The organism is Paraburkholderia sp. BR14312 (assembly GCF_040948675.1).
Taxonomy (GTDB): Bacteria; Pseudomonadota; Gammaproteobacteria; order Burkholderiales; family Burkholderiaceae; genus Paraburkholderia; species Paraburkholderia nodosa_A.
Genome location: NZ_JBFPKI010000001.1, coordinates 943,912 through 965,532, shown reverse-complemented (window position 1 = coordinate 965,532; position 21,621 = coordinate 943,912). Strand labels below are relative to the sequence as shown.

Here is a 21,621-nt window from a genome sequence, read left to right as displayed (position 1 = left end):
ATACCCAGGGGGTTTTCCGCCGCTTGAATGTCATCAGCCGCGTAGTACGATGAGATCATCAAAGAACAGAATTAGAGGTCCCTCCATGGACACGACCGCACGGCACGCGACGGCCATTGCATTGCTTGCAACGGGCTGCGCAATATCGGCAGCGTCTCACGCCTATAGCAAGGAGGAAGACGCCACGGCGCAGGACCGCGAAGTCCAGGCAGCCTATGACCGGGGTTACAAGGCAGCCAGGGAGGAGATGGCGCAGGCGGCGGCTCCCGCTGCGGCGCCTGCTGCAGCGCCCGCGAAGAAGGCCGCCGGCGCGGCGGCGCAGAAACCTATCCTCGACATCAAGCATACGTATAGCGACGCGGGCGAGGTCTCGACGGTCATGACCGTACCGGTCGTGGTCAAGCCGCTCGCGGATGGGCAAGGCGCGCAAAGCGAACACAGCGCGGGAGAGAGTCAAGAGGCGCAAGACGTCCAGGACTCCACCGCCGCGGCTCCGGCCGCAGCGGCGGCGCCCGAGCAGACGAACGCGCGCGCCACCGTCGCGCACGCAGCCAACGCAGCGCCGGCTGCGGCCGCCCGGCAACCGCAGCCGCAGCCGCACGCCTACGCGCAGGCGAGTGCGAACCATCGCCCCGTTGCGGCCGCGCCGCCCGCGCAGAACGACGTCGCGCCGCCGGAGTCGCTGGCGAGCGACGAAACCGTCGACGAACCGGAGCGGCCGCGCTCCGCGCAAATCTACTCGACGCAAGGCCAGGGTTACGCCCAGCCCTACTACCAACCGGCGCAGCCACGGGTCCAGCAGCAAGTCCCGCCGCAGGCCCAGCAATACGCGCCGCCGCCCCAGCCGTATGGCTATGCCCAGCAGCCGGCGTATGCGCAGCAGCGGCCGGCCTACGCGCAGCCGCCCGCCTACGCGCAGCAGCAACCGGTATATGCGCAGCAATACGCCCAGCAGCAATACCCGCAGCAGCAGCCCGTGTACGCTCAACCCCGGCCCGCTTATTACCCGCCACCCGCACCGTGGGGCGCGCAGTACCAGCAACCGCCGGCACGCTGGGTGTACTGGTCGCCGCAGTATGGGCGCTGGATGTATTACTGAGCGCCGGCTACCAGCGCGCGTCGTTCATCTGGCAGGCGAGCAGGCAACCCAGGGCGGAGATCGTACCGACCGAGCCGAGACCAAAACCCAGGGCAATATTTTCCGCGGTGGTCGCGCAGCCCTGCAGCATCAGCGTCGAGCTGAGCAGCACGGGGAGCAGGAACTGACCCAGAATGCGCGAACAGGTTGGGCGTCGTTGTGACATGGGGCGTGGGTCCGGGAGGATTTTTTTTGCGGAAGTTGAGGTTGTCAGCTTACTGACTCGCCTCATTCGCATTCCCGGGAGCAACGTGTCACAACGGCTATGCCTTACCAATTACCTCGCGGCGGTAAGGAAGCGGGTGGCGGGGGATTTTCGGCTCGCGCGTTAGAACCCATGCCGGGCGCTGATCGCCGCCCCGGTGTCATGCGAGCGCGACAGCGGAAGATGCGCATCGGCGGAGAGATCCCAGTCGCCGACCGTGACGAGCGGCGGCGTTTGCGGATGGAGCGCCTGGTTGGGGATCCCGTTGCCGTCAACCTGGGCTCCGGGCGTGCGCGCCCCGTTGCCTGCCGCATCGACCGCGCCGCCGGTCTCATCCGGAGTGCCAGGCGTTGCAGCGGTGGTCTTCGCCAGATGCGCGTCGTACTGCCGTTCAAACGGCGACTGGTACTCGAAGCGCTTCGCAATGGCGGGCAAAGAGACGGATGGCGCCGCCGGCGCCGGTGCGGCCGCAACGGCGTGTTTCGGGGCGTGGCCGCTCGCGTCCTTCTGGACGTGCTTTTGGACGTGCTTCTGGACAGGCTTCTGGGTGTGCGCCGACTTGGCGGGTTCGGCCGCCGAGACGCTGGCAAGCGCCAGCAGAGAGACACCCAAAAGCCATCCCTGGATCGGATGCTTCATGGAACGAAATCTGCGTCTGGAAACTGGTGCCGCATCGAATAGCTGCGCAGCACTTGCCCCTGGAGTCTAGTTCAATCGCAAGTACGACCAATCGGGGTCTTCCCTCGTCTTTCGCTCAGATTTTCGGGCAGACCACGCAACGCCTCGTCGTCCTGCATGCTCCTGCCGCCGCCAAGCCAGCGGCAGGAGCGGCGTCTTCCAATCAGAACGCGACTGTCGTACGCACGCCGAACACCGCCTCGTCGCCAATACGCCGCGACGCGTTCTGCGGGTCCGGAATACCGCCGGCCGGGCGGAAGAAGTACTGAAAATCCGCCTGCAATTGCCACCATGGCGCGATCTGATACTGGTAAGTCGCTTCCAGAACTGTCTCCGCGCCGCGCGACGGGTAGCCGGGCGTCGAGACCGCCTGGGCGCTCGCGTAGTCCTGCGCATGCGAGCCGATGTGCGCGTAGCCAACGGCCAGGCCGGCCACGTCGTTGTCGCGTCCCTTGAACGGCGCCTTGAGCGTCACGCCCGCGTTGATCCCGAGGTCCACCAGGTTGCGGTCGCCGGGCGCGCCCATCACGCGCGCGAACACGCCCACCGACTGCGGACTATCGGCGCTCGGACGCCACACCATCTGGTCCGCCACGGCATAAATGCTGTAGTTGCCACGATGGCTGACCGGGCCGCCCACGCCCGTCACGCCCGTTGCCGGATCGGCGAAGCGGTTGCTGTTGTACCAGAAGCCAAGCTTGTAGGTACCGGGCATGCCACCTGGTTTGGGATCCGAATTATTGGCGGGCGGCTGATTGATTGCGTATTGAATTTCGCCGATCACCAGCGCGCCATTGCCCAGGTTGAAATTCGTGCCGCTCGCGTTGAGCTTTTGCGGGTCGCCATCGCCCGGCGCCGGGTTGCCGTCGAATACGCCGCCGAGCACGGTGATCGCGTCCGTAGGCGTAGCACGCACGCGCACGCCGAGCGACGAAAGCGGATACGCAGGGCCGCCCGCTGGCAGATCGACGGACGGCACCACCGACCAGCCGAACGTCGCGTTCATGAACGTATTTGCATACTGGCTGACCATGAACTCCTGGTCGAGGCTTTGCTGACCGACCTTCACGTCGACCTTGCCGCCGGGCAACGTCTGCTGGTACCACAATTCCCACAGGCGGGTCGAGGCATCGGCCTCGATGCCGCTCGCGTTCTGCAGCGTTTGCAGATTGCGCGAAGTCAGGCTCGTGCCGTGAATCTGGAAGCCGGACACATTGAAGATGCCGCCAGGCAAGCCGAACGCTTTTTGCGTGTCCATGCCGAGGCTGAACTCAGTGACACCTTGATAGGCGCCGCCGCGACTCGTTCCGCCGCTCACGTTGCCCATGTACTCGCTGGTTTCCTGCAGGCCGAACGACAAGCCGTACTGGGCGAGCCAGGGCCGCAAGCCGCCCATGTCGCCGAAGAGATTCGAGCGTTCCCAAAGGCCCGTGGGCGCGGCAGCGTTCTGATCGGCAGCGGGCGCTTGTTGCTGATCCGCTGCACCCGATGACGAAGCAGCTGCAGGCGGAGCCGGTTGGGCGGACGCATTATCGCTGCTGGTCTGCGCAAAGGCGGCGGGCACGACGCCCAGCGAGAGAACCGCGCTCAGTGTAATAGGTGCGCCAGAACCGAGCAGCCTGCTCTTGAGGATGTTTTTCATAGTATTTGTGGGGCTGTAGTAAGTTGCGGACGAGGCCGCTATTCAACGCAGAGCGTGCCTGCGAAGCTTGATGAAACTGTGTCCGGCGCGCAGGTTTTCTACGCGAAGCCCGAATGCCGCCATAAAGGACGCTCCGGCTCGGAGGTGCAGGCGCAAGCGGACGCGCACAGCAGCGAAACCAGTGCGGCTGCGGCTACGGTCGCGCCGAGAAGCACGTAACCCGTGGGCGTGAGCGGATGCCCCGCGTGAACGGTGCGCAGCGCGCCGCGCGCCGCCACATGCGCGACGCGGCGTGCGAGGTGCAACGAACGGCGGCGCGCGCCGGCGGGCGTGGCGCGAACCGCAGCCGCGAAAGCGAAGCCGTGCAGGCAGGCGAGCGCCGCTGCGGCCATCAGAGCCCGTGCGCGACGGCAGACAGCCCGCAACGCGCGCAGCTGAAAAACAGGAAAGAGAAAGACGAACATCATCCCCCCGCGTTGACCGCTTCAAAAGCGGACGAAATGCGAAAGCGCAGCCATTCCTGCAAGCAAGCTTGCAAATGGCAATCGACAAGAGGGAGCGTGCTGCTGGCAGACTGGTCGCGAAGGCGACTGAGACCAGTCAGTAACGAAGCGCGCTAACCCGGCGTAAGCGAGTTAGCGGCGAAGGAGTGAACCTGCGGCGACTATCTCGCGGTGGTGCTGCCGGCGCTGGCCGGCATCGGACTTCCACTACTAGAACATGCGTCCACGGAGGACTCCTTTGCTATGACGGGGCGGATTGTATTGGGCACGCAGGCCAAAAAGCAAGTAAAAAAAGCATAAACACGAGGCCGGGCAGCAACAGCCCCGCAGACTCCCATTTCTTTCAATCGCGTTGTTTCAACCTTCAGAATCGAATCTCTGCTCTGCTTGGCATTGGCGCAACCTCGCGAGCGCTAGCGCCCGCGTCTGCGGGCTTCGCACTCGCCCATACACGCCAGACGTCCGGAGAAACATCATGATTTTTTGGTCTGCTTTTGTCGCATCTGCCTCACGTCAACGAGGCGCGCGCGCACTACGAAGCGCTGCTGTCGCTCGAACCTGTCCGCCGTCACCCCTGGAAGAATCTGTGGCGCCGCATCAAGTCCCGGCTTTCCTAAGTTCTGCCAAACTCCGGTCACGAAGTTTCGCCATCGTTGAAAAAGCGAAGCGCTCCCTGATCGTGGCCGCGAGTTGAATATTCCCTTTCGCGCGCTTTTCGTTTCGCCATGAATCGGCTGTTGTACGCGTATGCCGAGTCCTGTCTTCGCCTTGATTGAGTATCAATCTCATGCAAAACCTCAAAACGATCGCTCCCGACATGGCGCAGACGCGGCCCCGCATCGGCCAGGACGTGATGTGCGTCCAGCACGTGTGCCGCGGCTTCGGCAAGAACCCGAGCGAGCAATTGGTGCTCGACGACGTGAACGTCACGCTGCGTGAAGGCGAGATCGTCGGCTTGCTGGGCCGCTCGGGCTCCGGCAAGTCCACGCTGCTGCGCATCATCGCGGGCCTGATTCCGCCTACCAGCGGCGACGTGAACTACCTCGGCAAACCGCTGCGCGGTCCGGCCGAAGGCGTCGCGATGGTGTTCCAGACCTTCGCGCTGTTCCCGTGGCTCACGGTGCTGGAAAACGTCGAGGCCGGACTGGAGGCGATCGGCGTCGGCCCGCACGAGCGGCGCAAGCGCGCGCTCGCGGCGATCGACCTGATCGGTCTGGACGGCTTCGAAAACGCTTATCCGCGCGAGCTGTCGGGCGGCATGCGCCAGCGTGTGGGCTTTGCACGCGCGCTCGTGGTCGATCCCACGCTGATGCTGATGGACGAGCCCTTCTCCGCGCTCGACGTGCTCACTGCCGAAACGCTGCGCACCGACCTGCTCGACCTGTGGACGCAAGGCCGCCTGCCGATCAAGTCGGTGCTGATCGTCACACACAACATCGAGGAAGCGGTATTCATGTGCGACCGCATTCTCGTGTTGTCGTCGAACCCCGGCCGCGTGGTGGCCGAAATTCCGGTGGCGTTCAAGCACCCGCGCAATCGCCTCGACCCGGCGTTCCGCGCGCTCGTCGACGAGATCTACGCGAAAATGACCGCGCGCCAGCCGGGCGGCCCGGCGAAACCCGAACTCGAACCGGGCAGCTGGCTGCCGGGCATGTCGGTGAACCTGATGGCGGGCCTGATCGAAACATTGGCCGCCGCGCCTTACAACGGCCGCGCAGACATGCCGGAAATCGCGCGAGCGCTGCAACTGGAGGTCGACGAGCTCTTCCCGGTCGCGGAAATGCTGCAGTATCTCGGCTTTGCGGAGGTCAGCGAAGGCGACGTGGTGCTCACGCACGCGGGCAAGACCTTCAACGAATTCAGTACGCAGGAGCGCAAGCTGATGTTCGCCGAACATTTGCTGCGCAACGTGCCGCTGGCCGCGCGGATCAACACGGTGCTCAACGAGCGCCCTGGACATCGCGCCCCGCGCGTGCGCTTCGAGCAGGAACTGGAGGATCTGCTTGCCGACGACGCCGCAGAGGAAACGCTCGACACCGTGATTGCCTGGGGCCGCTACGCCGAAATCTTTTCGTATAACGACAAGACCGGAATCTTCAGCCTGGCCGACGTGGAAGCCTGACTTCTAAAGCTCCCACGGTTTCCCGGCGGCCTCGCACGACTGATCCGATGATTGTAAACAGTGGTAATATCCGGGACACGCAAAAATCGTCAGAGGGCTGACGGTGACAGGCCGGTCACCGCTGCTCCGTTTTGCCGTTCCTGTCGAATTCCTTGCACTGCTCACAACTAAGGCGTCAGCGATTGCCCATGCGCAATACGCGCGCGACGGCCCGTCACGCGGCGGGCGACCCGGGAAACCATGAAAGTCCGTAACGCCCGCCTCTGGGCGCCAAGAGGCCCGCGCCGGTGGTGCATTGCCGCTGGCGCGCTCGTGCTCGCGAGCGCCATCCGCTTCGCACTCCATCCCCTGCTCGGCCCGATGATGCCGGGCACGACGTTCTGTATTGCCGCTTCGCTGGTCGAATACTTCCTCGGCCTCGCGCCGGCGCTGACCGTGATGGTGCTGGGTCTCGCCATTGCGGACTATATGTTCGTGCCTCCCTACAATTACATTACATTTCTCGACACCCGCGATGTGATCCTGATGGTGTCCTATCCGCTCGTCACGATCATCGTGATTACGCTGATCGAGCGTCTGCGGCGCGAGCAGTTTCGCGCGCAGTTGATCACCTCCGTCGCGCAGTCCCGCTACGAAATGCTGCTGCGCCACGACAACGAGCGCGCGCTGGCGCGCCGCGCCGTCGACGAAACGCATCGCCTGCTGCGGCATCTCGCGCAGCATCATGAAGGCTTCATCCTCATCAAGGGGCTCGAGCGCAATGCCGCCCAGCGCGCGAGCGTGGGACAGAGCATGTCGCAAGCGCTGCCGGCCGCCGCCGAAGTCGCGCCCGGTCCGCTCTTCGACGCGCTGCATCCCGACGACGTGCAGCGCCTCACGCACGCACTGTCGCCGGGCCATCATCGCGTGCGTCTGCGCAACGAGCAGCCCAGGCGCGAGTACCGGCACGTCAATTGCAACTGCGAACGCTTCACCACTCACGCAGGCGATTTTCTCGTGCTGCGCACGGAGAGCTGACATGGCGACGCTCGACATAGAGCTGGCCGCTGCCGAAGCGCCAGCCGTGCAATCCACGCGCTTTTTCTGCGAAGGCGACGGCCACGCCGTGCTCATGCTTCATGGACTCTCCAGCTCGCCGATCGAGCTGCGCTACCTTGCGCGCTATCTGCAGGGCGAAGGGTTCACGGTATGCGCCCCCGTCATCGACGGTTATAGCGCCGGCACCGACCAGCTGCCGATGGAACAATGGGTCGAAAACGCCGCGCGCGAGTTCGACGCCCTGGCGGCGCGCTACGAGCGCGTCTCGATCTGCGGGCTGTCGATCGGCGGCGCGCTTGCGCTGCGTCTGATTCGCAAGCGCCCCGCAGCCCAGTCGCTGGTCCTGCTCTCGCTCACGCTCGCGTACGACGGCTGGGCAATCCCGTGGTATCGCTTCCTGCTCGACTGGGCATACTTCACGCCGCTGCGCCACCGCTACCGCTATCGCGAGGCCGAACCGTTCGGCGTGCGTAACGAAGCGCTGCGCAAGAAGATCGCGCGCGCCATGCAGCGCAGCGACTTCAGCGAGGTCGGCCCCTCGACGATCGCGTTGCCCGCGCTGCATCAGGCGCTGCGCCTCGCGCGCGCCGCGCGCAAGGATGTCCCCGCGATCGAGAACGACACGCTCGTGATCCACGCGATCGACGACGAAACGTCGAGCCCGCGCAATCCGCGCCACGTGATCGATCGCATCGGCTCGAACTTCCTGCGCACGCTGTGGCTCGACGATTCGTATCACATGATCACCTCGGACAACGAACGCGAGATCGTTGCGCGCGAAACGGCCCTGTTCCTGCGCGAGAGCGAAGTCGCGCGCGGCGCGAAAGACGCGCCGGTCGTCTCCAAGGCGCTCGCCCGGCGTCTGCGCCAACTGGCGGCAGTGGGAAGGAAAAACACGTGAAGCAATCCGTAGCAACGAAAGGGCTGGCGTGCGTCGCCGCGCTGACCCTGGCCTCGCACGCGTGGGCCGATACCGATACGTCCAGTACCGCAACAACCGACTCGCCGTGGAAAATCTCGATCGGTCCGGGCGCCTATTTCGCGCCCGAGTATCCGGGCGCGCGCCACATGAAGTTCTATCCGTTCCCGTCGCTCGATATCTCGTACCGCGACCGCTTCTTCTCGCAAGGGCCGGACGTGTTGGGCGTGAACGTGATTTCGGCGGAAAACTACCACGTAGGCGCTTCGCTGAGCTTCGACTTCCAGTCGCGCACCGTGTCGGACGACCCGCATCTGCACGGCTTGAGCAATGTCGATGACGGCCCCAAGCTGCGCCTCTTCGCCGACTACACGGTGTGGGCGTTCACGGGCGCAGTTGCCATGTATCAGGACATCAGCGGCCACGGGCAAGGTACGACGGCAACGGCGGACCTCTATGTGTCGCTGCCGCTAACGGGTTGGCTGTTCTCGGTGGGACCGGGGCTCACGTGGGCCAACGGCGTCTACACGCGCACGCTGTTCGGTGTGACGCCGGATGAGAGTGCGGCATCCGGCTTGCCGGCCTATTCGCCGGGCGCGGGCATTCGCGATCTGCACATGACGTTCTACATGACGCACGACTTCTCGAAGCACTGGGTCGGTTCGGTGAACGCGACGTTCGGACGCCTTCAGCATTATGCCGCCGACAGCCCGATCACCGAGAGCCGCCGCGAGATCACGGCGTTCGCGGGGCTCAACTACCGGTTCTAAACACGTGCGCCGGTGCGCGCCGCGTCAGAACCGCTCGGCGCGGAAGGGCCGTGGGTCCACCACCGTCGGCGCGCCCGTCATCATTTCCGCGATCAGGCGCCCCGTGACCGGGCCGAGCGTCAGACCGTGGTGCGCATGGCCGAAAGCGAACCAGAGGTCGTCGTGCTTCGGCGCGGGCCCGATGATCGGCATCATGTCGGGCGTGCAGGGGCGGCGGCCCAGCCACGGCTCGGCATCGAGCCGCGCGCCGAGCGGGAAGATATCGCGCGCGAGCGGCTCCACGGCTTCGAGTTGAACCGGCGTCCTGGGCGAATCGCGAAAGCCGAGTTCGACGCCGGTCGTGAGGCGCGTGCCGCGCACCATGGGCGTGATCAGGAAACCCGCTTCGGCGTCGAGCACCGGCTGGTTCAGCTTCGCTCCGTTCGTGAGCGCGTAATGCATGTGATAGCCGCGTTTCACGGCGAGCGGCAACGCGTAGCCCAGCCGCGCCGTGAGATCGCCCGACCACGGCCCCATGGCGATGACCGCCGACTTCGCCAGCACGGGGCCATCCTGTGTCATCACACGCCACGACGGTTCGAGCGTCGCGGCGTCGCCAATCATCACGCGGCCGCCTAGCTGTTCGAATAGCTTTGCGTAGGCCGTCACCACTCCATTCGGATCGCTAACCGAATCGGAATCGGTGTAGCGCACGCCGCCCACCAGCGTGTGACTGAGCGCAGGCTCGGCGGCGCGCAGCGCAGCGTTATCCAGCGCCTCGTGGCCCACGCCGTACTCGCGCTGCCAGCGCTGTGCTTCGGCCACCGTGGCGTCCATGGCCGCCGCGCTGCGAAACACCTTCATCCAGCCGTTGGTGCGTAACAGCGCCTGTGCGCCCGCCTCCTCGATCAGCGCGCGATGCTCGATCACGCAATGCTCGATGAGCGTGGCATAGGCGCGCGCGATCTCGGCGTGCCGGTCGGCGCGCGAATGATGCCAGTAGCGATAGAGAAACGGCAGCAGCTTCGGCATCGCCCCCGGGTGATAGCGCACGTCCGTCGAGCGGTTGCGCGCGTAGCGCAGCAGCGTGGAAAGCTCGCGCGGAAACGCGTAGGGGTAGACGCCCTCGCGCTGGATCAATCCCGCGTTGCCGTGCGATGTTTCATTGCCTGGCGCCCTGCGGTCCACGAGCGCGACCGAGAGGCCGCGCCGCTGCAATTGCAATGCCACCGAGACGCCGACGATACCGCCGCCAAGCACGACCGAATCGAAATTCATCACGTAAAGTTCCTGGCTCGAAGGCACTCAGGCGAGTGCGGTGAGGGCCACTTCGACATCGAGGCCCGGTCGCATCAGCAAGGCCTGCACGCAGGCGCGCGTGGGCGCGTGCCCTTGCGCAACCCAGGCGTCCCATACGGCATTGAACGCGTCGAAATGCTTCGGGTCGCTCAGCCACACGTTCGCGGTCAGCACGCGCGTTTTGTCCACGCCCGCCGATGCGAGCAGCTTGTCGATACGCGTGAGGATTTCGGTTGCCTGAACGTCGATCGGCGCGCCTGCGGTATCGGGCACCTGGCCCGAGAGATACACCACGCCATTGGCGATCACCACCTGGCTCATGCGTGCGTTGGTTTGCAGTCTTTGGATATCGTTGCTCATGTTCATACCGCCGAAAGACCGGCAGCGTCGCTACCGGCCGGGTTGTAAACGGGAGGCGCCGTGACAATGGACGTCAGTGCCGGATTGGCTCGCGTCAGGCGCGCGAGATCGGGACGCGGGCGACGCAGATGAGGATACGCTGAAAACGCCGTCTCCAGCGCCTGCGAGACCGCGAGCGTCTTCATGTCGCCGCGGAACGGGCCCACGATCTGGAGTCCGAACGGCATGCCCGCATGATCGACGCCGCACGGCAGGATCGCGAAAAAGTTGTAGACCGCGAAGTCGTAGTACTCGAGCGCCGTGCCCAGCGTCGTCGCGGCAATGACCTGGCCCTTCGAAAGACCCGTTTTTCCCAGTGCGATTGAGGCCACGACGCTGCTCCTTCAAAGGGGAGTCGAGATGCGAGTTATCATATACGAGAAAAAATTATTTCTCGTATACGACAAAACCCGTAACCGGGAACCGTCCCTTCCATGGCAAAGAGCGCAGCACGAAATCACGCAACTGAGCACGCAACCGGGAAAGCAACCGGACAGGCGGCAACAGAAATCGACCACGCGGCCGTCGGCACGCGCCTGCGCGAGGCGCGCAAGGCGCGCGACTTGACGTTGATGCAGCTATCGGAGTTGTCGGGTATCGCCGTCTCGACGATTTCGAAGGCCGAGCGCGGCGACATTGCGCTCACCTATGACAAGTTCGCGGCGCTCGCGCACGCGCTGAACGTGGACTTCGACACGATTTTCGGGCGCAGGAAGCGCAAGGCGGCCGGCCCGATGAAGCCGTCGCTCACGCGCGCGGGCAAGCAGATGACCTACGACACCCCGAACTACGAGTACGGCATGATCGCCAACGACCTCACCGGCAAGCGCATGGTGCCGATGCGCGGACGCATCCATGCCCGCACGATGGACGCGTTTCCCGATTACATCCGTCACAGCGGCGAGGAGTTTCTGTTCCTGCTGCGCGGTGAGCTGGAACTGCATTTTGAAAACGGCACCGTCTTCAGGCTGTCGCCCGGCGACAGCCTCTACTTCGACAGCGCCGTGGGGCACGTGTATCTCAGCACGGGTGCCGGGGATGCCGAAGTGCTAGTCTGTTGCGTCGACAACGACTCACACCGGCTGCCCGAAACGCTCTGAGCGAGCACTCGCAAGCGTGACGCCGCCGCGCTTGAACGGCGGCGTCACATTGCTCATCGGCCGAGCATCGGCAGCTTGAGGCCTGCCTCGCGCGCGGTCTGCTGCGCGAGTTCGTAGCCGGCATCCGCGTGGCGCATCACGCCCGTGGCCGGATCGTTGAGCAGCACGCGGCCCAGACGCTCGTGCGCCGCCTGCGTACCGTCCGCCACGATCACCACCCCCGAGTGCTGCGAAAAGCCCATGCCGACGCCGCCGCCGTGGTGCAGCGAGACCCACGACGCACCGCCCGCCGTGTTCAGCAGCGCATTGAGCAGCGGCCAGTCGCTCACCGCGTCCGAGCCGTCCTTCATCGATTCCGTTTCGCGGTTCGGGCTCGCCACCGAGCCGGTGTCGAGGTGGTCGCGGCCGATCACGACCGGCGCCTTCAGCTCGCCGTTCTTGACCATCTCGTTGAACGCCTGGCCGAGACGGTAGCGATCCTTCACGCCCACCCAGCAGATACGCGCGGGCAGGCCCTGGAACGCGATGCGCTCGCGCGCCATGTCGAGCCAGTTGTGCAGGTGCGGATCGTCGGGGATCAGCTCCTTGACCTTGGCGTCCGTCTTGTAGATGTCCTCAGGATCGCCCGAAAGCGCCACCCAGCGGAACGGGCCCTTGCCCTCGCAGAACAGCGGACGGATATATGCCGGCACGAAGCCCGGGAAATCGAACGCGTTGTCCACGCCCATTTCGAGCGCCATCTGGCGGATGTTGTTGCCGTAGTCGAGCGTGGCCGCGCCGCGCTCCTGCAGCGTAAGCATCGCGCGCACCTGGTGGGCCATCGATTCCTTCGCGACCTTCACGATGCTTTCCGGCGCGACCTTCTGCGCTTCACGCCACTGCTCCACGGTCCAGCCCTGCGGCAGGTAACCGTTGATCGGGTCGTGCGCGCTCGTCTGGTCGGTCACGCAGTCGGGCGTGATGCCGCGCTTCACGAACTCGGCGAAGACATCGGCGGCGTTGCCGAGCAGGCCCACCGAAACCGGCTTGCCCGTCTGCTTCGCTTCCTCGACGATGGCCAGCGCCTCGTCGATGGTCTTGGCCTTGCGGTCCACGTAGCGCGTCTTCAGGCGGAAGTCGATGCGGGTCTCGTCGCATTCCACCGCGATCATCGAGAAGCCCGCCATCGTCGCCGCGAGCGGCTGTGCGCCGCCCATGCCGCCGAGGCCGCCCGTGAGGATCCACCGGCCCTTCGGGTCGCCGTTGAAGTGCTGGTTCGCGACCGAATAGAACGTTTCGTAGGTGCCCTGCACGATGCCCTGCGAGCCGATATAGATCCAGCTGCCCGCGGTCATCTGGCCGTACATCATCAGGCCCTTGCGGTCCAGTTCATGGAAATGCTCCCACGTGGCCCAGTGCGGCACGAGGTTCGAGTTCGCGAGCAGCACGCGCGGGGCGTCGGCATGGGTGCGGAACACGCCCACGGGCTTGCCTGACTGGATCAGCAGCGTCTCGTCCTCGTTCAGGTCCTTGAGCGACGCGAGGATCTGGTCGAAGCACTCCCAGTTGCGCGCCGCGCGGCCGATACCGCCGTACACCACGAGCGCATGCGGATGCTCGGCGACTTCGGGGTCCAGATTATTCTGGAGCATCCGGTAGGCGGCTTCCGCCAGCCAGGTCTTGCAGACCTTCTCGCTGCCGCGCGGCGCGCGGATCGTGCGGGTCGGGTCGAGGCGCGGGTCGGTGAAGTTCGGTTGGTTCATAACGTCTTCGTCTCGGATGTTATTCAGGATGACTGTTTTTATTTGGCTTCTAGCGCTTGTTGCTCGGACTCGAATGCCAGCGGGCTGTGCCTGGCGATCGCACCGTTCTGCACGAGCTTCGTCATCGCGGCGATGTCCGGCGCGAAGTAGCGGTCGAGGTCGTAGTGCGGCACCTCGGCACGCACCGACTGCATCACATGCGCAAGCGCCGGGCTCGTGTGGTGCGGCGCGCGCAGGTCCACGCCCTGGGCGGCGGCGAGCAGTTCGATCGCGAGGATGTTGGCCGTGTTGTCGGCGATGTCGGCGAGCTTGCGCGCGGCGAACGTCGCCATCGACACGTGGTCTTCCTGGTTTGCCGAGGTCGGCAGCGAATCGACCGAAGCCGGATGCGCGAGCGTCTTGTTTTCCGACGCCAGTGCAGCCGCCGTGACGTGCGCGATCATGAAGCCCGAATTCACCCCGCCGTCCTTCACGAGGAAAGGCGGCAGGCCCGAGAGCGTGGCGTCGATGAGCAGCGCGATGCGGCGCTCGGCCAGCGCGCCGATTTCGGCTGCGGCCAGCGCGAGATTGTCGGCGGCGAAGGCCACCGGTTCCGCGTGGAAGTTGCCGCCCGAAAGCACTTCGTTCGTTTCCGGGAAGATCAGCGGATTGTCCGACACCGCGTTCGCTTCGATGAGCAACACCTGCGCCGCGTGGCGCATCTGGTCGAGACACGCGCCCATCACCTGCGGCTGGCAGCGCAGCGAGTACGGGTCCTGGACCTTGCCGCAGTCGCGGTGCGAGAGGTTGATCGCCGAGCCTTCGAGCAGCGTGCGATAGGCCGCGGCCGCCTCGATCTGGCCGCGATGGCCGCGCAGTTCGTGAATGCGCGCGTCGAACGGCTTCACCGAACCTGCCGCCGCGTCCACGCAGAGCGCGCCCGAGACGAGCGCCGTGCGGTACAGGTCCTCGATCGCGAACATGTTGTAGATCGCAAGCGCGGCCGAAGCCTGCGTGCCGTTGAGCAGCGCGAGACCTTCCTTGGCCTGCAGCGCGAGCGGCTTGAGGCCGACGAGACGCAGGCCCTCGACCGCGCTCATGCGCTCGCCCTTCGCGAACACGTCGCCGACACCCAGCAGCACGCAGGACATATGCGCGAGCGGCGCGAGGTCGCCGGAGGCGCCCACGGAACCCTTCACCGGAATCACGGGCAGCACGTCGGCATTGAACAGCGTGATGAGCGTGTCCATCACTTCGCGGCGAATGCCCGAATGGCCGCGGCCCAGGCTCGACAGCTTCAGCGCCATCAAGAGGCGCACGACCGGACGCGACATCGGCTCGCCCACGCCCACGGCGTGCGAGAGCACCAGGTTGCGCTGCAGGAGTTCGAGCTGCTCACGCGGAATGTGCGTACTCGCCAGACGCCCGAAGCCCGTATTGATGCCGTAGGCGGGCTCGCCCTTCGCCGTGATCTCGGCAACGGCACGCGCGCCTGCGTCGATGGCCGCGAAGCTGGCCGGATCGAGTTCGAGCTTCACGCCGCCGTTTTCATCGGCACGCGCGATCTGGCGCAGTTGGGACAGGGTCAGATTGCCGGGAGTGAGTTTGAGGTTCATTGCGGTGTCAAAGTTGTCTGGACAAGGTGGAATCAGATTACCGAAACGAGCTTGTCTATACAAGTTCAATCCGCTCCACGTATACCCGAATTCCGGCTTTCTGACGCCTGAATTACGCCGTCTTTCGATTGCAGCACAGTGAAATCCCCAGGTGATAACACCGATTGCCGGTCTCTTCGCCACATCGATAATTGTATAGACAACTTGCCGGGCCGGACCTCCAGTCCATGACCGGGCACACGCCAACCATTCCTATCGGAGACTTCATGAAGAAACTTGCCTTCTGTGTCGCCCTCGCCCTTGCCGCCGGTGGCGCGTATGCGAAAGACTGGTCCACGATCCGCTTCGGCACCGACGCGAGCTACGCGCCGTTCGAGTCGAAGGCGACCGATGGCAAGCTGGTCGGTTTCGACATCGACCTCGGCAACGAAATCTGCCGGCGCCTGAACGCCAGGTGCGTGTGGGTCGAGGAGGATTTCGACGGCATGATCCCAGGCCTCAAGGCCAGGAAGTTCGACGGCGCGCTCTCCGCGCTCACGATCACCCCCCAGCGCGAGCAGCAGATCGCCTTCTCGGCCAAGCTCTTCAACACGCCGACGCGCCTCGTCGCGAAGCAGGGCTCGCCGCTGCAGCCGACCATCGCTTCGCTGCAAGGCAAGACGGTGGGCGTCGAGCAGGGCTCGATTCAGGAGACCTACGCGAAGCAAAACTGGGCGCCCAAGGGCGTCAACGTGATTCCCTACCAGAACCAGGACCAGGTCTATCTGGATCTGCAGTCGGGGCGCCTCGACGCCGCGCTGCAAGACGAAGTGCAGGCCAACCTCGGCTTCCTGAAGACGCCGCGCGGCGCGGGCTTTGGATTCGCGGGCGCGGAAATCCCCACGGGCGCCGCCGCGATCGGCCTGCGCAAGGAAGATGCCGACCTCAAGGCGAAGATCGACAAGACGATCGCCGACATGATCAAGGACGGCACGTACAAGAAGATCGAGTCGAAGTATTTCGACTTCGACGTGTACGGCGGTTAAGCGCCGCCGTCTTCATCTGCAACAACCAGGGGGAGCGCTGCTCCCCTGAACAAGGACATCCTTCCATGGTCTTTCAAGGCTTCGGCCCGCTGCTCCTTGCGGGCACGTGGGAAACCATCAAGCTCGCGGTGCTCTCGCTCGGCGCCGCGTTTCTGCTCGGGCTTGCGGGCGCTGCCGCGAAGCTCTCGCCCAACCGCATGCTCTCGCGCATCGGCACGGCGTACACCACGCTCATTCGCGCGGTGCCCGATCTCGTGCTCATGCTGCTGCTGTTCTACAGCATCCAGATCTGGCTCAACGACGTAACCGACATGATGGGCATGGACCAGATCGACATCGACCCGTTCGTGGCCGGCGTCATCACGCTCGGCTTCATTTACGGCGCGTATTTCACGGAGACCTTCCGCGGCGCGTTTCTCGCCGTGCCGCGCGGGCAGATCGAAGCCGGTTTCGCCTACGGCATGAGTTCCACACGCGTGTTCACGCGCATCCTGTTCCCGCAGATGATGCGTTTTGCGCTGCCGGGCATCGGCAACAACTGGCAGGTGCTCGTGAAGGCCACGGCGCTCGTGTCGATCATCGGTCTCGCCGATGTGGTGAAGGCCGCTCAGGACGCGGGCAAGGCCACCCAGGCGTTCTTCTTCTTCACGCTCGTGACCGGCGCGATTTATCTCGCCATCACGACGGTTTCCAACCTGGCATTGCACCGCCTCGAAAAGCGCTATTCGACCGGTGTGCGGAGGGCAGCGCTGTGATCGAACTGCTTCGTCAATACTGGCCCAACTATCTGTACAGCGACGGCTTCAACACGAGCGGCCTCGCCATCACGCTCTGGCTGCTGGTCGTCTCGATCGTGGCCGGCTTCCTGCTTGCCGTGCCGCTCGCCATTGCGCGCGCGTCGCGCAACCCGTGGCTTTCGCGGCCGGTCTGGGTCTACACGTACGTGTTCCGCGGCACGCCGCTCTATGTGCAGTTGCTGCTCTTCTACACCGGTCTCTACAGCCTGCACTTCGTGCAGGCGAATCCGGTACTTGGCGACTTCTTTCGCAGTGCCATGAATTGCACGCTGCTGGCGTTTGCCTTGAACGAGTGCGCTTACGCCACCGAGATTTTCGCGGGCGCGATTCGCGAGACCGCGTATGGCGAGATCGAAGCGGCCCAGGCGTACGGCATGTCGAAGACCAAAATCTACACGCGCATCATCCTGCCTTCGGCATTTCGACGCGCGCTGCCTTCGTACAGCAACGAGGTGATCCTCATGCTGCACGCGACGACGCTGGCGTTCACCGCGACCGTGCCCGACATCCTGAAAGTGGCGCGCGATGCGAATTCCGCCACCTATATGACGTTCCAGGCGTACGGCATCGCGGCGGCGCTCTATGCGTCCATCGTCTTCGCCCTGATCTGGGGTTTCCGCCGCCTCGAAACACGTGTGCTGGCCTATTTGAAGCCGCAAGGCCATTAAGAATTTCAGTCCCGATGGAGTGAACCGAGTATGTACAAGCTGATAGTCGACGACCTGCACAAGAAGTTCGGCGAGAACGAGGTTTTGAAGGGCGTATCGCTCAAGGCAAAGGCTGGCGACGTGATCAGCCTGATCGGATCGAGCGGTTCGGGAAAGAGTACGTTCCTGCGTTGCATTAACTTTCTCGAATCGCCCTGCTCGGGACGCATCACGCTCAACGGCGAGGAGATCCGCACGAGCGCCGACCGAGGCGGCGCGCTGCGCGTGAGCGATCCGAAGCAGCTTCAAAAAATGCGTACGCGCCTTTCGATGGTCTTTCAGCACTTCAATCTCTGGGCGCACATGACTGTGCTCGAGAACATCATCGAGGCGCCGGTCAGCGTGCTTGGCCTCTCCCGCAGCGATGCCGAGGCCCGCGCGCGCAAGTACCTCGACAAGGTGGGGCTGGCCGCGGGTGTCGAGCACAAGTACCCCTCGCACCTTTCCGGCGGCCAGCAGCAACGCGTGGCGATCGCCCGCGCGCTGGCGATAGAGCCCGAAGTGATGCTGTTCGACGAGCCCACCTCCGCGCTCGACCCCGAACTCGTGGGCGAAGTGCTCAAGGTCATGCAGAAGCTCGCGGAGGAAGGCCGCACCATGATCGTCGTCACGCACGAAATGGGCTTCGCGCGCAACGTGTCGAATCACGTCGTGTTTCTGCACAAGGGTAAGATCGAAGAGCAAGGCGACCCCAAGGAAGTGCTCAATGCGCCGCGCAGCGAGCGGCTCCAGCAGTTCCTCGCGGGACGGTTGAAGTAAGGTCGTGGCGGGCAGTCGTTTCACGGCCCGCCAACGCACCTCGGGGGCATGCGCAACGATGCGCGGGCATCGACGTGCAGCCCCGGTTACACGCCTTGTGTGCGCCAGGCCACATTGGCGCAAGCGCCCGGCGCTATAGTGAAAACGTACACGCGAACGACGCACAACGCCCGTCTCCGCGCCTGGCATCGGGCTATCCTCCGGGCGAGCGCGCCGCTCCAACGTCTCGAAGCAAGGCAGTAATCCGGCTTTTCAGGAGACCTCCCATGAAGAAGCTGCTTGCCCTCCTGCTCATCGTTCCCGCTGCGGCTTTTGCGGACTCGGCGGCATTCCCGGACGGTTCCGCGAGCCCCCGCGCGGCCGACATCCAGCAACGCCTCTCGGGCAAGGCGTTCGACATCAAGATTGCCGACGGGAGCACGTGGCATGTGCAGTACGGCAACAACGGCGACTACGACTTCAAGTCGAGCAAGGGCTTTGCCGATCACGGCGACTGGAAAGCCGAGGACGGCAAGATCTGCAGCAAAGGCAGCAAGATGCCGTATTCGTGCAACGAAGTGCGCATGAAAGGCGCCGACCTGTATCTCAAGCGCGACAACGGCGAGATCATCCAGTTCGTCGACTCGCAGTGAGCGACGCCTGGCAGGCCCAACCAATCGAAAGCCAATCGTCGGCCATCGATCGCCGTTGGGCCTAAACTACCGGCATGCCGCCCACTCCAGACGAATGCATGCCAGCTAGCGCAGCTCTGCACGCCGATGCGCCCACGCTCACCCATGCGCATCCTGAACCGCCCGACGCCGAGCCCCTGCTCGACCCGGCACTGCTGCGCCGTCTATTGCGCGCGAAGGACCGCATGGACGCCGCCTCTCACGAGGCCTGGCCCGTCAAGCGCCTGGCCGAGGTCAGCGGCGTATCCGAAGCGCATTTCGCGCGTTCCTTCAAGCGCGCCTTCGGCCTCCCGCCGCATCGCTACCTGCTCACGCGGCGCATCGAGCAGGCCACCACCCTGCTGCGCGACACCGATCTCGACATCACGGATATCGCCTTCGCCACCGGCTGGGAGAGTTTGGGCACCTTTGGCCGCACGTTCCGCGACGTGACCGGCTCGAGCCCCAGCGCCGTGCGCGTTCAGGCGCGGGCCAGCCTGCCCGGGATCGACCGCGTGCCCGCCTGTGTGCTGAAAGCCGCACAGCGCCCCGACCTCACGACAGCAGTTTTGGAGAAGCGGCGGCGTGCGGGCAACGCTAAAGTGCGGCCCTGAAGTGCGGTCACTAACCAGGGAGGTGTTATGAATCAGGGTATCAATGTGGTGGGCCTATACGTCGACGACCAGGACGCGGCACTCAAGTTCTACGTCGACAAACTCGGATTCCGTGTGCATACCGACGTGCGCAATGGCGCGTACCGCTGGCTCACGGTCCAGCACCCGGAGCAGTCGTCCTTCCAGCTCGGGCTTTTCCTGCCCGGGCCGCCCGTTCACGACGAGGCCACCGCGCAAACGCTGCGCGCCATGGTCGCCAAGGGCACCATGCCGCCCCTCGTACTCGCTGTGGCCGACTGCCGCGCGAGTTACGAGCGCCTGAAGGGCCTGGGCGTGGAATTCACCCAGGAGCCGGTCGACCGCTACGGCAGCGTCGACGCGGGTTTCCGCGATCCCGCCGGCAACGGCTGGAAGATGATCCAGGCGCCGAAGCAGTCATAGCGGCCAGGCATGCGCGGCTTCGAAGGCGATGACTCGCACGCGCGCGCGATCGCCCGCCCGGTCCAGATACGTTTCGCCAATGCTCATGAATCCATTGAAGCGCTTTTCGATTCATTGCCATACTTTTATGCTTGGGTGCCACTGAGCGTTAACGCCTGGCGCACCACCAGGCGGCACTGCACTTCGTGGTGGCAATTTGATGACAATTCAATGACTGATCGCGTACCGGAAAATCATGCACGGATCAGGAGGCGGTCAGGGCGTGGCGTCCCAGCCGTGTGACGCGAGGATCTTGTCGAGCAGGAAGCGCAACGCAACGCGCTCGGCCTCGTTCAGCCCGTGGTAAAGGTCGCTGTCGCGCTTGTCCAGGGTCGGGCCGATCTTCTTGAAGATCTTGCGGCCTTCGGCGGTGAGCGAAATGATGACGCTGCGCCCATCCTTGTCGTTGCCCGTGCGCGCGAGGATCTCCTTCGAGAGCATGGCCTCCACCGTGCGGCTCGCCTGACTCTTGTCGAGGTTGGCGCGCCGCGATATATCCATCACGGTTTGCGGACCGAACGTGCCGATCGCGGCGATGATGCTTGCCTCCGGATACGGCACACCCAGCTTGTCGCGCGACATCTCACTGCTCATGCGGTCGGCGATCTTGGTCAATGCCTTCAGCCGATAGGTCAGCGAGGCGTCTGCGCCTGGCTCATTCGTGCTTGCCATATGCCCACTCGAGAATTGGATCCGCAAACCCGCGAAAGAAACCCGGGTATGTTGCCCTGATCCTGCCCGCGAGGTCAACTGTGGGGCGCACACTTGTCAGGAGCGAAGAGTGGGCGCCGTCCGCTTCAATACGGTGCATGCAGTGTGCGAAGACGCAATACGCAGCGTCGATGGCCATATCCATTTTCATCACTCGCATTCATCGTAGCCGCTTATACTGCACGCGTTCAACGCGCGAAGATGGCCATGAGCAAACGAATGACTGTCCGGCAGTCGCCGGTGCATGGAAAAGGCGTCTATGCGTTGCGTCCCCTGCGGGCCGGCGAGCGCATCTTCGAATACAAAGGCAAGATCATGAGCTGGCGTAGCGCGGCCCGGCGTTATCGTCTGCGTGAAGACGGCGCGCATACGTTTCTCTTCGGCCTTTCCGATGGCCGCGTAATCGACGGCGGCCAGGGCGGCAACTGGGCGCGCTGGCTCAATCACGCGTGCCAGGCGAACTGCGAAACCATCGAAATCAACGGCCACGTGTTCATCGACGCGTGCCGCGACATCCTGCCAGGCGAAGAGCTGTTCATCGACTACGCGCTCGGATTGCCCGACGACGCCTGCGAAGACAACGTGCGCGAATACACCTGCCGCTGCGGTGCGCCGGTGTGCCGCGGGACGATGCTCGCCGGCGCCAGTGTTGGCGTTGGTGTCAGCGCCGGTGTTGTCACTGACACCGGCGTGAGCAGCATCGTCAGCGTAGTCAGCCTGTTTTAGGCGATGCGGAACTGACTTTGCCG

Annotated in this window: 23 protein-coding genes and 1 pseudogene; 14 read left to right on the top strand and 10 right to left on the bottom strand. The window is 64.5% G+C overall.

Features of this window, described 5'->3' with window-relative positions; all coding sequences use genetic code 11:
* The first annotated feature begins 85 nt into the window (after positions 1-85).
* Positions 86-1,099, top strand: coding sequence for a hypothetical protein (locus AB3X98_RS04370; RefSeq protein WP_368602666.1), 1,014 nt, complete (start codon positions 86-88; stop codon positions 1,097-1,099).
* 7 nt (positions 1,100-1,106) lie between these two features.
* On the opposite strand, the gene AB3X98_RS04365 is transcribed toward AB3X98_RS04370, so the two are convergent.
* From AB3X98_RS04365 to AB3X98_RS04350, 4 genes are all read right to left on the bottom strand, one after another.
* Positions 1,107-1,304 (bottom strand): hypothetical protein, encoded by a 198-nt coding sequence (locus AB3X98_RS04365; protein ID WP_141710627.1) that lies wholly within the window; start codon positions 1,302-1,304, stop codon positions 1,107-1,109.
* A 162-nt stretch (positions 1,305-1,466) separates the two neighbouring features.
* Positions 1,467-1,982 (bottom strand): hypothetical protein, encoded by a 516-nt coding sequence (locus AB3X98_RS04360; protein WP_069263240.1) that lies wholly within the window; start codon positions 1,980-1,982, stop codon positions 1,467-1,469.
* 202 nt (positions 1,983-2,184) lie between these two features.
* The gene (locus AB3X98_RS04355) at positions 2,185-3,663 is read right to left on the bottom strand and encodes a carbohydrate porin (protein WP_368602667.1); all 1,479 of its coding nucleotides are present in this window, start codon (positions 3,661-3,663) and stop codon (positions 2,185-2,187) included.
* Between the two features lie 98 nt (positions 3,664-3,761).
* Positions 3,762-4,055 carry a hypothetical protein gene (locus AB3X98_RS04350; protein WP_368610216.1) on the bottom strand — a complete coding sequence of 98 codons (294 nt, stop codon included), beginning with the start codon at positions 4,053-4,055 and terminating at the stop codon, positions 3,762-3,764.
* An 898-nt stretch (positions 4,056-4,953) separates the two neighbouring features.
* Between AB3X98_RS04350 and AB3X98_RS04345 the strand changes: the two genes are divergently transcribed.
* The 4 genes from AB3X98_RS04345 to AB3X98_RS04330 all read left to right on the top strand — a co-directional run bounded on the left by AB3X98_RS04345 (position 4,954) and on the right by AB3X98_RS04330 (position 9,015).
* Entirely contained in the window at positions 4,954-6,288 is a 1,335-nt protein-coding gene (locus AB3X98_RS04345; protein WP_368602669.1) for an AAA-associated domain-containing protein, read from the top strand.
* Positions 6,289-6,528: 240 nt separating this feature from the next.
* On the top strand, positions 6,529-7,305 hold the full coding sequence (locus AB3X98_RS04340) for a DUF4118 domain-containing protein (protein ID WP_069263232.1): 777 nt from the start codon (positions 6,529-6,531) through the stop codon (positions 7,303-7,305).
* A 94-nt stretch (positions 7,306-7,399) separates the two neighbouring features.
* The gene (locus tag AB3X98_RS04335; protein WP_256094613.1) at positions 7,400-8,227 is read left to right on the top strand and encodes a carboxylesterase; all 828 of its coding nucleotides are present in this window, start codon (positions 7,400-7,402) and stop codon (positions 8,225-8,227) included.
* A complete protein-coding gene (locus AB3X98_RS04330; RefSeq protein WP_368602670.1) occupies positions 8,224-9,015 on the top strand; it encodes a MipA/OmpV family protein in 792 nt (263 codons plus the stop codon). The genes AB3X98_RS04335 and AB3X98_RS04330 overlap by 4 nt, the downstream gene beginning before the upstream one ends.
* A gap of 24 nt (positions 9,016-9,039) precedes the next feature.
* On the opposite strand, the gene AB3X98_RS04325 is transcribed toward AB3X98_RS04330, so the two are convergent.
* The 3 genes and pseudogenes from AB3X98_RS04325 to AB3X98_RS04315 all read right to left on the bottom strand — a co-directional run.
* Positions 9,040-10,272 (bottom strand): NAD(P)/FAD-dependent oxidoreductase, encoded by a 1,233-nt coding sequence (locus AB3X98_RS04325; protein WP_368602671.1) that lies wholly within the window; start codon positions 10,270-10,272, stop codon positions 9,040-9,042.
* A gap of 27 nt (positions 10,273-10,299) precedes the next feature.
* Positions 10,300-10,653, bottom strand: a complete 354-nt coding sequence (locus tag AB3X98_RS04320) for a RidA family protein (RefSeq protein WP_368602672.1) — start codon at positions 10,651-10,653, stop codon at positions 10,300-10,302.
* A 2-nt stretch (positions 10,654-10,655) separates the two neighbouring features.
* Positions 10,656-10,907, bottom strand: a pseudogene (locus AB3X98_RS04315) (amidase); the annotation flags it as partial.
* Between the two features lie 219 nt (positions 10,908-11,126).
* On the opposite strand from AB3X98_RS04315, the gene AB3X98_RS04310 reads away from it, so the two are divergent.
* Positions 11,127-11,792: a helix-turn-helix domain-containing protein gene (locus tag AB3X98_RS04310; protein ID WP_368602673.1), complete on the top strand. Its 666-nt coding sequence runs from the start codon at positions 11,127-11,129 to the stop codon at positions 11,790-11,792.
* A 53-nt stretch (positions 11,793-11,845) separates the two neighbouring features.
* Here the strand turns inward: AB3X98_RS04310 and hutU are convergent, their stop codons facing one another.
* Together hutU and hutH are read right to left on the bottom strand one after the other, a co-directional pair.
* On the bottom strand, positions 11,846-13,534 hold the full coding sequence (hutU, locus tag AB3X98_RS04305) for a urocanate hydratase (RefSeq protein WP_368602674.1): 1,689 nt from the start codon (positions 13,532-13,534) through the stop codon (positions 11,846-11,848).
* 38 nt (positions 13,535-13,572) lie between these two features.
* Complete coding sequence (gene hutH / locus AB3X98_RS04300; RefSeq protein ID WP_368602675.1) at positions 13,573-15,129, bottom strand: histidine ammonia-lyase; 1,557 nt, start codon at positions 15,127-15,129, stop codon at positions 13,573-13,575.
* Between the two features lie 266 nt (positions 15,130-15,395).
* On the opposite strand from hutH, the gene AB3X98_RS04295 reads away from it, so the two are divergent.
* The 7 genes from AB3X98_RS04295 to AB3X98_RS04265 all read left to right on the top strand — a co-directional run bounded on the left by AB3X98_RS04295 (position 15,396) and on the right by AB3X98_RS04265 (position 20,122).
* A complete protein-coding gene (locus AB3X98_RS04295; protein ID WP_342948657.1) occupies positions 15,396-16,154 on the top strand; it encodes an ABC transporter substrate-binding protein in 759 nt (252 codons plus the stop codon).
* Positions 16,155-16,219: 65 nt separating this feature from the next.
* Positions 16,220-16,909 (top strand): ABC transporter permease, encoded by a 690-nt coding sequence (locus AB3X98_RS04290; protein ID WP_254315089.1) that lies wholly within the window; start codon positions 16,220-16,222, stop codon positions 16,907-16,909.
* Positions 16,906-17,619 carry an ABC transporter permease gene (locus AB3X98_RS04285; protein ID WP_133183127.1) on the top strand — a complete coding sequence of 238 codons (714 nt, stop codon included), beginning with the start codon at positions 16,906-16,908 and terminating at the stop codon, positions 17,617-17,619. The genes AB3X98_RS04290 and AB3X98_RS04285 overlap by 4 nt, the downstream gene beginning before the upstream one ends.
* 30 nt (positions 17,620-17,649) lie before the next feature.
* Positions 17,650-18,417: an ABC transporter ATP-binding protein gene (locus AB3X98_RS04280; protein WP_368602676.1), complete on the top strand. Its 768-nt coding sequence runs from the start codon at positions 17,650-17,652 to the stop codon at positions 18,415-18,417.
* 266 nt (positions 18,418-18,683) lie between these two features.
* The gene (locus AB3X98_RS04275) at positions 18,684-19,049 is read left to right on the top strand and encodes a hypothetical protein (RefSeq protein ID WP_368602677.1); all 366 of its coding nucleotides are present in this window, start codon (positions 18,684-18,686) and stop codon (positions 19,047-19,049) included.
* Positions 19,050-19,147: 98 nt separating this feature from the next.
* Positions 19,148-19,681 (top strand): helix-turn-helix transcriptional regulator, encoded by a 534-nt coding sequence (locus AB3X98_RS04270; protein ID WP_368602678.1) that lies wholly within the window; start codon positions 19,148-19,150, stop codon positions 19,679-19,681.
* A gap of 27 nt (positions 19,682-19,708) precedes the next feature.
* Positions 19,709-20,122: a VOC family protein gene (locus AB3X98_RS04265; RefSeq protein WP_368602679.1), complete on the top strand. Its 414-nt coding sequence runs from the start codon at positions 19,709-19,711 to the stop codon at positions 20,120-20,122.
* Positions 20,123-20,377: 255 nt separating this feature from the next.
* Here AB3X98_RS04265 and AB3X98_RS04260 read toward each other — a convergent pair whose 3' ends face one another.
* Positions 20,378-20,833 carry a MarR family winged helix-turn-helix transcriptional regulator gene (locus tag AB3X98_RS04260; RefSeq protein ID WP_069263201.1) on the bottom strand — a complete coding sequence of 152 codons (456 nt, stop codon included), beginning with the start codon at positions 20,831-20,833 and terminating at the stop codon, positions 20,378-20,380.
* Positions 20,834-21,079: 246 nt separating this feature from the next.
* On the opposite strand from AB3X98_RS04260, the gene AB3X98_RS04255 reads away from it, so the two are divergent.
* Positions 21,080-21,598, top strand: a complete 519-nt coding sequence (locus AB3X98_RS04255; protein ID WP_368602680.1) for an SET domain-containing protein — start codon at positions 21,080-21,082, stop codon at positions 21,596-21,598.
* Positions 21,599-21,621 lie beyond the last annotated feature (23 nt).